Annotated in this window: 15 protein-coding genes; 1 reads left to right on the top strand and 14 read right to left on the bottom strand. The window is 36.6% G+C overall.

The features are described from left to right. Nucleotides 1-13: 13 nt before the first annotated feature. From HOY35_RS03645 to HOY35_RS03610, 8 genes are all read right to left on the bottom strand, one after another. Nucleotides 14-940: an aspartate carbamoyltransferase catalytic subunit gene (locus HOY35_RS03645; RefSeq protein WP_172210753.1), complete on the bottom strand. Its 927-nt coding sequence runs from the start codon at nucleotides 938-940 to the stop codon at nucleotides 14-16. Between the two features lie 5 nt (nucleotides 941-945). After that, a complete protein-coding gene (locus tag HOY35_RS03640) occupies nucleotides 946-2,214 on the bottom strand; it encodes a solute carrier family 23 protein (protein ID WP_172210755.1) in 1,269 nt (422 codons plus the stop codon). 49 nt (nucleotides 2,215-2,263) lie between these two features. Next, on the bottom strand, nucleotides 2,264-2,788 hold the full coding sequence (pyrR, locus tag HOY35_RS03635) for a bifunctional pyr operon transcriptional regulator/uracil phosphoribosyltransferase PyrR (protein ID WP_172210757.1): 525 nt from the start codon (nucleotides 2,786-2,788) through the stop codon (nucleotides 2,264-2,266). 353 nt (nucleotides 2,789-3,141) lie between these two features. Further along, entirely contained in the window at nucleotides 3,142-4,041 is a 900-nt protein-coding gene (locus HOY35_RS03630) for an RluA family pseudouridine synthase (protein WP_172210759.1), read from the bottom strand. Between the two features lie 28 nt (nucleotides 4,042-4,069). Continuing rightward, the gene (lspA, locus tag HOY35_RS03625) at nucleotides 4,070-4,516 is read right to left on the bottom strand and encodes a signal peptidase II (RefSeq protein WP_349627488.1); all 447 of its coding nucleotides are present in this window, start codon (nucleotides 4,514-4,516) and stop codon (nucleotides 4,070-4,072) included. A 30-nt stretch (nucleotides 4,517-4,546) separates the two neighbouring features. After that, complete coding sequence (locus tag HOY35_RS03620) at nucleotides 4,547-4,954, bottom strand: hypothetical protein (protein ID WP_172210763.1); 408 nt, start codon at nucleotides 4,952-4,954, stop codon at nucleotides 4,547-4,549. Nucleotides 4,955-5,039: 85 nt separating this feature from the next. Further along, the gene (locus HOY35_RS03615; protein ID WP_172210765.1) at nucleotides 5,040-5,663 is read right to left on the bottom strand and encodes a DUF47 domain-containing protein; all 624 of its coding nucleotides are present in this window, start codon (nucleotides 5,661-5,663) and stop codon (nucleotides 5,040-5,042) included. Nucleotides 5,664-5,710: 47 nt separating this feature from the next. Then, nucleotides 5,711-6,727: an inorganic phosphate transporter gene (locus HOY35_RS03610; protein WP_172210767.1), complete on the bottom strand. Its 1,017-nt coding sequence runs from the start codon at nucleotides 6,725-6,727 to the stop codon at nucleotides 5,711-5,713. Nucleotides 6,728-6,963: 236 nt separating this feature from the next. Between HOY35_RS03610 and rpsT the strand changes: the two genes are divergently transcribed. Further along, a complete protein-coding gene (gene rpsT, locus HOY35_RS03605) occupies nucleotides 6,964-7,218 on the top strand; it encodes a 30S ribosomal protein S20 (RefSeq protein ID WP_172210769.1) in 255 nt (84 codons plus the stop codon). A gap of 384 nt (nucleotides 7,219-7,602) precedes the next feature. Here rpsT and HOY35_RS03600 read toward each other — a convergent pair whose 3' ends face one another. The 6 genes from HOY35_RS03600 to pstC all read right to left on the bottom strand — a co-directional run bounded on the left by HOY35_RS03600 (nucleotide 7,603) and on the right by pstC (nucleotide 13,471). Beyond that, on the bottom strand, nucleotides 7,603-9,282 hold the full coding sequence (locus tag HOY35_RS03600; RefSeq protein ID WP_172210771.1) for an ATP-binding protein: 1,680 nt from the start codon (nucleotides 9,280-9,282) through the stop codon (nucleotides 7,603-7,605). A 183-nt stretch (nucleotides 9,283-9,465) separates the two neighbouring features. Beyond that, nucleotides 9,466-10,152, bottom strand: coding sequence for a winged helix-turn-helix domain-containing protein (locus tag HOY35_RS03595; protein WP_172210772.1), 687 nt, complete (start codon nucleotides 10,150-10,152; stop codon nucleotides 9,466-9,468). 71 nt (nucleotides 10,153-10,223) lie between these two features. Then, on the bottom strand, nucleotides 10,224-10,841 hold the full coding sequence (gene phoU / locus HOY35_RS03590) for a phosphate signaling complex protein PhoU (RefSeq protein ID WP_172210774.1): 618 nt from the start codon (nucleotides 10,839-10,841) through the stop codon (nucleotides 10,224-10,226). Beyond that, on the bottom strand, nucleotides 10,841-11,590 hold the full coding sequence (gene pstB, locus HOY35_RS03585) for a phosphate ABC transporter ATP-binding protein PstB (protein ID WP_172210776.1): 750 nt from the start codon (nucleotides 11,588-11,590) through the stop codon (nucleotides 10,841-10,843). The genes phoU and pstB overlap by 1 nt, the downstream gene beginning before the upstream one ends. A 173-nt stretch (nucleotides 11,591-11,763) precedes the next feature. Further along, nucleotides 11,764-12,627: a phosphate ABC transporter permease PstA gene (gene pstA / locus HOY35_RS03580; RefSeq protein ID WP_172210778.1), complete on the bottom strand. Its 864-nt coding sequence runs from the start codon at nucleotides 12,625-12,627 to the stop codon at nucleotides 11,764-11,766. Beyond that, nucleotides 12,614-13,471 carry a phosphate ABC transporter permease subunit PstC gene (gene pstC, locus HOY35_RS03575; RefSeq protein ID WP_172210780.1) on the bottom strand — a complete coding sequence of 286 codons (858 nt, stop codon included), beginning with the start codon at nucleotides 13,469-13,471 and terminating at the stop codon, nucleotides 12,614-12,616. The genes pstA and pstC overlap by 14 nt, the downstream gene beginning before the upstream one ends. Between the last annotated feature and the right edge of the window lie 2 nt (nucleotides 13,472-13,473).

Here is a 13,473-nt window from a genome sequence, read left to right as displayed (position 1 = left end):
AATTGTTACTAATCTAAGATTTGCCATTCAATACTGCTTCTAAAATTGCCATTCTAACAAAAACGCCATTCGTCATTTGCGTTGTAATACGTGATTTTAAACCTTCAACGAGGGAATCTGCGATCTCCACGCCGCGATTAACTGGCGCTGGATGCATGATAATTGCTTTTTCCTTCATCTGACGCTCTCTTTCAAGCGTCAAGCCATATTTTTGATGATATTCTACTTTTGAAAAGCTTTCCTGCCCATCGTGTCTTTCATGCTGGACACGAAGTAGCATCACAACATCCATCTTGGGAATTAATTCATCAATTTCTAAATATTGTCCATAGACGTTAAAGCTATCATCATACCATTCGGGCGGACCGGAAAAATAGATATCAGCACCTAGCCTTTTTAACATTTGCATATTACTTTTGGCTACTCGTGAATGTGTAATATCGCCGATAATTGCAATCTTTAAATTTTCAAAATGCTTAAATTCCTCATAAATTGTCATTAAATCAAGTAGGCACTGTGATGGATGCTGACCGCTACCATCTCCGCCATTAACAATTGATGACTGAATTGTTTTGCTTTGAATGAGTTCGTGATAATAATTTTCTTCACTATGTCGAATGACGCACACGTCAGTTCCCAGAGCTGATAGGGTCAAAATTGTATCATAGAGTGTCTCGCCTTTTTGAATGGAGGAATGCCCAGCATCAAAATCAATGACCTTTAAATTCATTCTTTTTTCTGCAACAACGAAGCTATTCTTAGTTCTTGTACTATTTTCAAAAAACAAATTTGAAACAAAATACTCTGGCTTTTCTGGACTAAATCTTGCCGTACCCTTTTTAAAGGCTTCACCTCTTTTAATCAAGCCTAAAATTTCAGCATCTGTTAGCGATTCAACTGTTACAAAATGCTTTAAACTAATGCGCTCATTCTGATTCATAGCATTTATCCTTTCTCTTTAGGTAAGGCTAAATTTAAGATAATACCAAGGAAGGTTGAAAATGCAACACCTGTAATTTCAAGTCCTGGAATTTTAAGAGTCAAATTACCAATACCAGCTACTAAGATAATTGAAGCAATTAATAAGTTACGTTTACTATCAAAATCGACCTTGTTTTCAATAAGAATTTTTAAACCGCTAGATGCAATGACACCAAACAAGACAATTGAGACACCACCAATCACTGCAGTCGGGATTGATTCAATTAAAGCGGCAATTTTACCAACAAAGCTTAGAATAATTGCAAGCCCTGCTGCACCTGCGATTACCCAAACACTATGTACCTTGGTGATTGCCATTACACCGATATTTTCACCATAGCTTGTCACAGGAGGTCCACCGATAAAGCCTGCAATAATCTGAGCTACGCCATCACCAGTTAAGGTACGATCTAAGCCGGGATCTTTGAAGAAATTACGCTTAGTAAGGGTATTTAGAACCATTAAATGCCCGAAATGCTCAGTCATTGTGACTAAGGCAATTGGTGCCATCGTTAGAATTGCACTTGGATAAAATTTAAAATCATACATTGCAAACATAATTTCAAAGCTTGGCATTCTCAACCAATTGGCATTGGCAACCGTCTCAAGGTGCACAACTGCTTCACCTGTGACTGCGCCATAGATCAGCGCAAATAAATAACCAAACACAATCCCCAGTAAAATTGGAATCAGTGAAATAAAGCCCTTGCCATACATATTGAAAATAACAATACTGAGTACAGTAACTAAAGCAATAATGACACTTGTTAAGGAATAAGCACCATTAACATTCATTGCATCACTAACTGCCGTGCCCGCTAAGCTTAAACCAATTACCATAATAATCGGACCTACTACCACAGGTGGTAAGATTTTATCAATCCAAGCTGTACCACTCTTTTTAACAATTAATGCGACAATCAGATAAACCAAACCACTCGTGATGGCACCCTGTGCGACTGCGCCATAACCTTCGTTTTTAAGTAAGGTCTGCATTGCCAAGATATAGGCGAAGCTTGAGCCCATATAAGCGGGGATTTTAAATTTTGTAATTGATAAGTGAGCGAGTGTCCCAAGCCCAGATGAAATTAAGGCGACACTTGGATCAATCCCTACCAAGATAGGTACTAAAACCGTTGCCCCAAACATAGCAAATAAATGCTGAAAACTTAACCCAAACCACAGTAGCCCATGCGGTCTATCCTGTATATCATATAATGGCTTATTATCCACGAACCTTTGCCTCCCAAATTATAATGTCGTTTTATTATTTAAAAACTACCTAGTCTTTAACAATCAAGATACGGTCTTGACCATCAATCTCTTCCATTTCCACCGTAATATCCTCTTTCAGTGAGGTTGGAATATTTTTGCCGACATAGTCCGCTCGAATTGGTAGCTCACGATGACCACGATCCACTAAAACTGCTAATTGAATTTTTGATGGTCTGCCTAAATGAACTAAGGCATCAAGAGCAGCTCGAATCGTTCTACCTGTGAAAAGCACATCATCAACTAAAATAATTTCTTTACCAGCAATGTTTTCCGGGATACTTGTTGTATCAATAATTTCTTCATCAGATTTATCATCTCGGAATGGTTTCGTATCTAGCTCACCAACACTAACCTCGATGTGCTCTAATTGTCGCAAGCGTTCGGCAATTCGGTTAGCAATATAAATACCTCTTGTTTTTATACCAACTAGAACGATATTATCGATTCCCTTGTGGCGTTCGATGATTTCATAGGTCATCCGCGTAATCGCACGCTTCATTGTAATTGAATCTACTACTTCTTTTTGCTTCATTCAAGCCTCCCAATATATAAAAAAAAGCATCCTACCAGAGAAGCTCAGCAGGATACTTTGACATAGTTATACTTAAAAAGGGTACAGTGATGCCCTTTGTCAATCCTTCTTAGCCTCTCTGGACTATCATTAAAGGTGTTTCATATTTAATTCTTATAACATCATAACTTAAATTTGAATGATTGAAAAGCATTTTATTCATTTTTTTGATAATTTTAATCGTTTATTTGCCTTTTATGATTTCGCGAGAAAAACATTATTGATAAGTAATGTAAATTATTAATAACCAATCAACGTTATCATTGCTAAAACATCATTGTAGAATTATCTAGTTAGCCCATCTAAAATAGGCTTTACTCATTTTCAGTTCTGCGTAGCTGGTCAAGTGTTTTTTGAAAAATTTCAGGTACTGGCGCTTCAAAATGCATCACTTCACCTGTTTTTGGATGAGTAAAGCCTAAAATACCGGCGTGTAAAAACTGACCATTGCCCTTTAAAGTTTTATGAGGTGCATAAAGTGGATCACCCGCGACCGGATGATTAATATACTGCATATGAACTCTAATCTGATGTGTTCTGCCAGTTTCAAGCTTTAAGCGAACTAGTGTGTAGCTTTCAAAGCGTTCAATCACTTCAAAGTGCGTGATTGCAGTACGACCACCAGCGACGACTGCTTGTTTCTGACGATTCTTTGGATCCCGACCGATTGGTGCTTCGATTTTCCCTCTGTCATGCTGAAAAGTACCATGGACAATCGCTAGATATTGACGTTCCGTTGATTTTTCACGCAGCTCCTCTGATAAAGCGTGATGCGCATAATCATTTTTAGCAATCATTAATAAACCGGAGGTATCTCGATCAATCCGGTGAACGATACCCGGCCTTAATTCACCGTTAATACCTGACAAATCCTTAATATGGTACATTAATGCGTTAACAAGTGTTCCGTTTGGATGCCCCGCCGCAGGATGAACGACCATGCCTTGCGGTTTATTAGCAACTGCGACATCCGAATCCTGATAGACGATTTCTAGTGGGAGATTTTCAGGCTTTAATTCAATCGTTTCAACTTCAGGCACATTGATCTCAATCAAATCACCCGTTTTAACCTTATAATTACCTTTAACTGCATGCTGATTAACTAGGGCATGCCCATTTTTCAACCAATCTGCTAACTGACTTCTAGAATATGCCGTTTTTTCTGCGAGCACTTTGTCAATGCGACCACTTTCATTTATAATTTTAATTTTCATTTTTAATTTTCCTTAACTATGTATGTTCTTAATTTTCATCGAATTTCCATAAATAAATGCAGATTAATAAGACACCAACGACTAAGCAAGAATCTGCAAAATTAAAGATTGGAAAATTGATGAAGTCGAGTTGGAACATATCAACCACAAAAGCTAAGCGCAGGCGATCAATAAAGTTACCTAAACCACCAGCGATTGCCAAAGCAATGCCAATAGTCATTAATTTGCTTGAATGACGGTATTTGAATAAAAAATAAATGCCGAATCCTAAGGCGATAACTGTGATGATATAGAAAAACCACATTTTACCCTCTAAAATAGACCAAGCAGCACCGTTGTTTTGCACGTAGGTCAGGCTAAAAAAATTGGGAATCAGATTAATTTGCTCACCTAAGTCAATTTGATTGACGACTGAAAATTTAATCCATTGATCTATCCCGACTAGTAAAATAATAATAATAACTGGTAAAAGCATCATTGCTCCTTTATCTATTTAGAAAATTGATTAATTCAACTGACGAATATACTTATTGCCCTGCTCATTACTTAAATCGGCAAAATCATGATAGCTCATGATGATTTGCCCTAAAATCATACCCAACTCATCATAACATATGTCTATCTTTTCAGAAAGTTGATCCGTTGATATAAAATGGTAACTATCTGTAATTGAGATTAACTTTGTCGTTCTTAATCTTTTACCTTGTTTAATAATATAAAAATAATTTATTTCTAAATAATTAGTAATTGCCAGTACATTTTCCAAGTTGGCAACTACTAAAATATCACCATCACTGGAATATAGATTGGGCTCAGTAATCATCAAGGGGATTAATGTTATCTCAATATCCTGACGGGCAAATTTTTCAGGCAAAATTAAATCGAATGGTATAAAAATAATTACCACCTCCATTTAGAGATTATAACAAAAATTGGAGAATAAAAAAAACGGCCGGAAAGCCGTTTCACAGAATAATTTATAGATTTTAGTACAAAAATTAGCTATTTTTTATAACCAAAGCTCCGATTGTATTAACAGCTCTTTCGGACTGGTTGACGATTGCTTCAAATTTATTATAGAGGTCACGCCATTTAATAATCTCAATAGCGTTGGACTCAGTTAGATACATTTCTTTTGTTAAGCCAGAATAAAGCAGGTCAGCTTTTCGTTCAATATCATTTACATTTTTTATCAATTTTTTTAGCGTTTTTGAGTTTTTAAATTTTGGAAACTCAGTTGTGGCTTGACAAACGCCTTCGGTTGCTTCTTTGATTAGACTTGAAAATTCTAAGGTTTGAGGTCTTAAGGATTTAACAACTAAATTTTCTAGCAGATAGGTAACCTCATTAATATTATCAATAATATCATCTAATGAATTGGTCAATGAAACGATGTCTTCTCGATCAATTGGTGTGATAAAGGAAATCGCCAGCTCGTCAATAATTTTAGCGACAATTGCATCAGCCTTGCGCTCCAGCTGATGAATCGCTTCGGCTTTTTCGATTGCCTGATGATATTCATAATCTGTTAGTATTTGATAGAGCAGCTCTGAGCTTTGATTGATTTGCGTAGAAATCTCATTCATTGCTTCAAAATAGTTAAATTGCTTCTTTCTTGCCATTCAATTACTCCTTAAAAAGTTAATATATTCAATATTAATTAAACATTTTAGAAAATTGCCACAAAAATTTTAGCCATCAAAAAGGCAACGATTCCGCAGCCCGGAAAGGTTAAAACCCATGCTAAAACCATTTCCTTAACGATTTGCCAGTCAACGCTACTAATTTTTTTGCTTGCAGCAACCCCCATAATCGCCGTAGTCTTGGCATGGGTAGTTGAGACAGGGATTCCTAGACTAGTCATCAATTGAATACAAATTGCCGTCGATAAATCAGCCGAAAAGCCTTGATAGGTTTCTAGCTTGACCATATCCATTCCAACAGATTTAATAATCCTAGCCCCACCAATACTCGTGCCAAAGCCCATGGTCAAGGCACAAATGACAATAATATAAATTGGAATTTCAGCATTCGGTTCTGCCACATGATTTAAGGTAAGCCCAAGCATAAAGACACCCATAAATTTTTGTCCATCCTGTGCACCGTGTAAATAAGCATTGGCAGCTGCGCCAAAGGCTTGACCTACCGAAAAGAAGCGAGTGGTCTTACGACGTTGCACATTTTTAAAGCAAAAAACAATGATTTTAGTAATAATAACACCACCAAAAAAGCCAATTAGGACTGAAGCGAATAAACCATAGATTACCTTAACCCATTCATTAAGATTGACTGCTGAAAAGCCACCTAAAGCAATCGCTGAGCCTGTTAAACCAGCAATTAAAGCGTGAGATTCACTGGTCGGAATACCAAAATACCAAGCTGCAGTTGCCCAGAGCACAATTGCAAATAATGAAGCTGCTAATGCGACCTGTGGGGCAGTTTTAGGCAAACTAGCATTGCTTGAAAAATCAACCATATTAAAAATTGTTGTTGCAACCTTAGCGCCCATCAAGGTAGATACTAATGCACCGAGTAAATTCATTACTGCTGCCATTAAAACAGCGAAACGGATTGATAAAACACGTGTTGAAACAGCGGTTGCAATTGCATTGGGTGCATCTGTCCAGCCATTGACAAAAATTACCCCTAAAACAAGCACAATCGTAATAATTAAGGCAATATTCATTGAATCCTCCGATAATCATAAAATACTCAATTAGTATAACATAAATGTAAACGGATTCGTGGAAAAAATTTACAATAAGTTTACATTCCGCCGCTTCAAATATTCATTCACCAAAATAAAATTATTTAAGATAATTACAAAAATATCAGCATAAAACACTAAATAAACTTGCGAATCATACTAATTTTATATATAATTGTAATGTTGTAAAAAAATACTTATTTGGAGGTGTCTTAATGCCAAACATTAAATCAGCAATTAAACGCGCTGAAACTAACGAAACAGCAAACTTACGTAATTCTGCTCAAAAAACAGCATTGCGCTCTGCGATTAAAAAATTTGAAACTGCCGTTGCTGAAGGTTCTGCTGATGCAGCTGAATTCTACAAAGCAGCTACAAAAGCAATTGACCAAGCAGAAACTAAAGGTTTAATTCATAAAAACAAAGCAAGCCGTGATAAATCACGCTTAGCAGCTAAATTAGCAAAGTAATTGAAACCTTAAAAAAAGCATTGCTTCTCATAGCAATGCTTTTTTATTTTTAATAAGATAAGTGAATATCTTCACTTTTCAGCACAAAATATAGACAAATACTCGAAAGATAATCAAGCGTTCGTCTACATTTTGTGCTGCTTTGATGCGGTATTTTTATTGCGAATTTGGAATCATTTCTTAGAAACAATCCCTAAATCACGTTTTAGACGTCGTTTTTTGTGAAAACGGGATTGTTTAGAAGTTGTCGCATTGACCCCATAAATTAGGAACATTAAGATAAAGGTTAGGACTTTTGTCACAATCCCTTTTGGCTTTAATACATTTTTAATAGTGACTGTTTCACTCTTAAAATTAAGCAATGCTAGCAGCAATTTCAATACTTCAGTGTCTTTTAGGTTTTTTGGGGCTCTCATTAATCGGCAAGGTGACGATAAAGCAAGCACCTTCACCTAGTATAGAGTCAATTTCAATTTTACCATGATGCAGTAAAACCCCATGCTTAACAATAGAAAGCCCTAGGCCTGTACCAGAAATTTGTGAGCTATGACTTTTATCGGCTCGATAAAAGCGTTCAAAAATCCTCTCCTGTTCACGCTTGTCAATCCCTGGTCCATCATCTTTGACCTTGATGACTAAATCATTGGTCATTCGATAAATGCTCAGGCTAATTTGCCCACCTTGCCCACTATACTTACTTGCATTTTCAATTAAATTATATAAAATATCTTGAATAACACTTGGATAGCCATAAAAATGGACAGGTTCAATTTCAATTGCTAATTCCTGATGCTTTTTAGCCAACGTTAAATGCATCGAATTATTTATTTGAGAGACGATTTTTTCCCATGGAACAATTTCTTGATCAAGTAAATCGTTGTTTTCAATGCCTGATAGCTTCAAGGTATCATTGACTAAAGCCAACAAGCGCTGAGCCTCATCATAAATTTTGCCTGCAAAGCGTGTACAATCCTCAGGCTGTACAATACCTGCATGAATGATTTCAGCATAGCCTGAAATGCTTGTCAGTGGTGTTTTAAGCTCGTGAGTGACGTTGCTGGTAAACTCTCGACGCATCTCCTCTTGTGAAGCTGAATCGGTAATATCAAAAATAAACATCACTGTGCCAATAAAATTATTTTTTTGGAATACAGGATTCAAGAGTGCTTGATAGGTATGATGCTTGGTTTTAAATTGAATTTCCTGACTATTATTTTGATGTATATTTTCTACTGCATCAATAAAAAGCTGGCTTCTTTCAATTTTAATAAAATAATCATTAAAATCATCGCTTTTTATCCTAAAAATAGCCTTAGCAATGGGATTGGCCATTAATAAACGATCTCGACCATCTAATACAATTAGCCCCTCTTTCATATGGGTGGTAATCAATGCTAGCTCACGCTCTTTTTGAGACAAATCTTCCAATTGCTGATGAATTTTCTTGTTTTGAGTGATTAAACGATTCAAAAAGGGCTGTAATTCTGGATAGACTTGACTTTTTTCAGGCTGTATTAAATCTACCGCATCGATGGGCTGAATAATTCGTTTAGAAAGCCGCTTTGAAAGTAGATAGCTCAATAAAGAAACCAATAATAAAATAATAATTGCTGGTGTAATTAGCTTTAGATAATAATTTAAAAAGCTTGTTTCGGTAGTCGATAAGCGTAGCACAGTATTATCGTCAATTAACGTCGCATAATAAAAATTTTTACTTAATAACGTGTCTGATTCACGCCGACTTTGTCCAATCCCCTCTAATCGAGCTGCCTGAACCTCTGGTCTATGATTATGATTATCCATCTGACTAATTTTTGCGCGATTATCGTATAAAACAGTCCCATTTGAATCAATTAGAGTAATGCGATCGGTCACTTTAATTGACTTTAAACCATCTAGCCCATTCCTTAGATAAAGCTCTTTAACAACACTAGTTTCTTCTGCTAACTCAGTAAAAAATCGTTTTTGCAGCTGTGAAAAAAGTATTAGGCTAATTGCAGAAATTGTAATTAATAAGGTTATTAATGTCAGTGAGAGGCTTTGTTTAAATATCTGCTTTTTCAAGGTGTCCTCCTTTCACTTTTTAAAATTGTTTAAGGCCATAAATATTTTTTATGATAGCTTAATCAGTATAGCCTAATTTGACTAATTTGTGAAAGGCATCTATCAATTCGGATTTTTCATAATATGATAAAAAATAGCCACCCGAGGATGGCTAATGTCAATTTGCCCTAAATTTATAGAGCCTCAAGGATTAAAGCGATAGCCAAAGCCACGAATGGTTTCAATTTGATTGCCATAATCTCCAAGCTTCTGTCTCAAAGATGCAACATGAACATCAAGCGTTCGGCTTTCGCCGTCATATTGATAGCCCCAAATCATATCAAGTAATTGTTCACGACTAAAGGCCGATTTTGGATTTTTAACAAATAGGTTTAATAATGTAAACTCCTTTTTTGTTAAATTAATCGGTTGACTGTCTAGGAGGAATTCATGGGCAACTTGATCTAATTTCAATGGACCATAGGCAATTGGATTAAGTAGTCCTTCTACCTCTTTATTTTTTAAATATTTATTACGACGCAAAAGTGCATTAACACGAGCGACCAGCTCCATTGCCCCAAAAGGCTTGGCTAAGTAATCATCTGCCCCTAAATTCAAGCCAGTGACCTTATCAAATTCACTTTCCCGAGCACTTAATATTAAAATCGGTAACTCACTTGTTTCAGGCGCTGCTCTCAATTCTTTTAAAATTGTCAAGCCGTCCTTGCCCGGCAGCATTAAATCTAAGATGACTAAATCCGGCTTTTCATTTGTAATTGCCGCCTCTAAAGCAATACTGTCCTCATAGCCATAGGTTGGTAAAACCAAGTTTGTTAAGGTATAACAAACTAATTCACGAATATTGTCATCATCCTCTACGATATAAATCATTACTACTCCTATCATCCAAGCTATCGCCCCGCATAATACTAACGATAACCCCAAAGCATCAGCTTAATTAACTATACAGTTGGATTAATCAGCTGTTGTAGTGTAACGTTTGCAACATTTTTAGCATGATCTCCAATGCCTTCCATGTATTTAGCAATCATTAATTGATTAAGTGCAGATTCAAGATTATCTGGAATTGATTGGGCAAGCTTTTCTTTTATTATAGCAAAAAGTTCATTCACCTGTTGGTCTTTGGTAATTGTTTTTTGCGCAAGCTGTTCAGAGGCCTTTGTATAGCCATCAATACTAAGCGTAACCATATCTCTGATTTGATTGAAGAGCTGCTTAAATTCTGGTAGCAAACCTTCAACACCAGAGGCTAAAAAACCAATGCTTAAGGTTTGATCGCTAATCCGTTCTAAATCATTAATAATTTTAATCGTACCATAGATCTGCCGTAAGTCTTGTGCAACAGGCTGCTCTAATAAAATTAATCGTTGACAGCTGTTTTCAATCTCTGTTTCAAGGCGGTCAACCTTTTTTTCGATGCTCTTTAATTCGGGAATTTCATCTAACTCATCGTCAAACAGGATTTTTTCAACATGACGCAAACCTTCCTCGCAGAAGCCACCCATTTTGATTAATTCGACATTGATACGATCTAATTCCTTTAAAAATCGACGCTCCATTAGCCAAACCTCCCTGTAATATAATTTGAAGTTGTTTGTTCCTTAGGTGTACTGAATAATTGACTTGTTTCTTGACATTCAATCAGCTCGCCATTTAGGAAAAATGCCGTTTGATCAGAAATACGAGAAGCTTGCTGCATATTGTGAGTTACAATTACGATTGTATAAAGCTTCTTTAAATCCATGACAAGCTCTTCAATTTTAGCAGTTGAAATTGGATCTAAGGCACTTGTTGGCTCATCCATCAATAAAATATCCGGCTCTACCGCTAAGGCTCTAGCAATGCAAAGCCTTTGCTGTTGACCACCAGAAAGCCCTAGCCCGCTTTCGTGCAGACGATCTTTAACCTCATCCCACAGGGCAGCACGCTTTAATGCTTCTTCGATTCGTTGATCTAATTGTGCTTTACTTAAATTTTCATGTGTTTTAGGTCCATAGGCGATATTATCGTAGATTGACATTGGAAAGGTGTTAGCCTTTTGGAAAACCATACCGACATTTTTACGAAGCTCATCTACAGTTGATAATTTATAAATATCTTGACCATCTAATAGGACGTTTCCTGTAATTTTACAGCTTGGAATAAAGTCATTCATCCGGTTTAATGACTTCAGTAAGGTAGACTTACCGCAGCCAGAAGGTCCGATAAAAGCTGTAATCTGGTTAGCTGGAATTGCTAAATTAATATTTTTTAGAGCTTGTGAATCACCATAGTATAAATCAAGATTCTCAATTTGGATAGTTGCCATTAATAATTGTCCTTTCTCGCAGAGCTGTCGGCTATTTTTGACAAGCTCACTAAGCTAGCTTAGTAAAAAATAAAATATACATAATTTAAATAGATTAATTGAATTTGAATAAGTTTATTAATAATTATCTAACCCAATTAACCTAATAAATTACATTTAAACATACCGTTAACTTATCCTCGCTTCAAAGCCTTAACGACAAAGGAGGCTAAGAAATTCAATATTATTACGAGGACTAATAGGATTACTGCCGTTGCATTCGCTTCTTGAACATGAGTCCCTTCTGATAGCAACGCAAACATATGAATCGCTAAGGTTCGACCAGAGGACATTGGTGTTGCGACTTGCGCTAAGGTACCAGCAGTGTAGATTAATGCTGCTGTTTCACCAACAATTCGACCGACGCTTAGAATAATACCACTCGAAATACCGGGTAAGGCTGCAGGTAAAATAATCCGGAAAATTGTTCTAACCTTACCTGCACCTAAAGCGTAGCTACCTTCACGGTACATTTGAGGGACAGCGAGTAAGGATTCCTCAGTTGTTCGAATAATAACTGGTAGCACCATAATGGCTAAGGTCAAACAGCCCGCTAGCATTGAATAGCCCATTTTAAAGGCGATGACAAAGCAAAGATAGCCAAATAAGCCAAAAACAATTGAAGGGACACCAGAAAGTGTTTCAGTCGTGATTCTTAAAAATTTAATTAATTTGGAATCTCCTGCAGAATATTCAACAAAAAATACCGCTGCCGAGATGCCAATTGGACAGGAGAAAAGCAAAACCATTAATACAAAGCTTAATGTATTAATCAATGCTGGCATTAATGAAACATTTTCTGAGTTATAGGTAAAGTCAAAAAGAGAGGCATGGATATTTGGAATACCTGCCATTAAGATATACCCAACCATCCAAAGAATAACACCTGCCACCAAAAGCATATTAAACCAAACAATCAGCTTAAGAATCAAGGCGGCTGTTTTTCCCTTCCGCTTCGGCTTATCCAAGATTTGTTTTGATGTATTAGGAGTGTCCATTTGCTTGCCCCCTTCCTTTAAAGATAGTGACGATTAAATTAACAATCAGGATTATAATAAATAAGACTACTGCAGTCGCAATCAGCATTTCACGATGTAAATCAGTTGCATAGCCCATTTCCATTACAATATTGGTTGTCAAGGTTCTGACACCCGAAAAGATACCCGTAGGGATGACTGCTTGATTACCTGCGACCATCATTACGGCCATTGTTTCACCAATTGCACGACCAAGACCAAGAATCAATCCTGCTACAATTCCCGATTTCGCTGCCGGTACCATAATTCTAAAGACGGTACGTTCGTGACTAGCGCCTAAAGCAACTGAGCCTTCATAATAAATGTCAGGAACGGCACGCAAAGCATCTTCACTTATATTAATAATAGTTGGTAAAATCATAATACCTAATAAAATAGAGGCAGTCATTACACCTTTACCACTACCATTAAATGGTTGGAATAAGGGTACAAGCACAACTAAACCAAAGAAGCCGTAAACAATGGAAGGAATACCTGCCATTAAATTAATCATTTGTTTTAAAACTGGATAGATCTTTTTAGGACAAAAAAATGCTAAATAAATCGCACCAAGTACACCAGAGGGTGCACCAATTAATAGAGCACCGATTGTAACATAAAATGAACCAACCAGCATTGGAAAAATGCCAAAATGATTATTGCCGGGCTGCCAAACGGTTCCCGTAATCATTTTGATAAAGCCAACCTTTTGAATGGCTGGCACGCCGTTAATCAATAAAAAGAAACTGATTAGGGCTAACGCTAAGGTTGATGTCAAGGCGCTTAAACCAAACCAACCCTTAAACCCTTTTTCTTTAATTGACATAA

It is taken from the genome of Enterococcus sp. MMGLQ5-1, from assembly GCF_013155265.1.
GTDB lineage: Bacteria > Bacillota > Bacilli > Lactobacillales > Streptococcaceae > MMGLQ5-1.
This window is presented reverse-complemented; position numbering and strand designations above follow the sequence as displayed.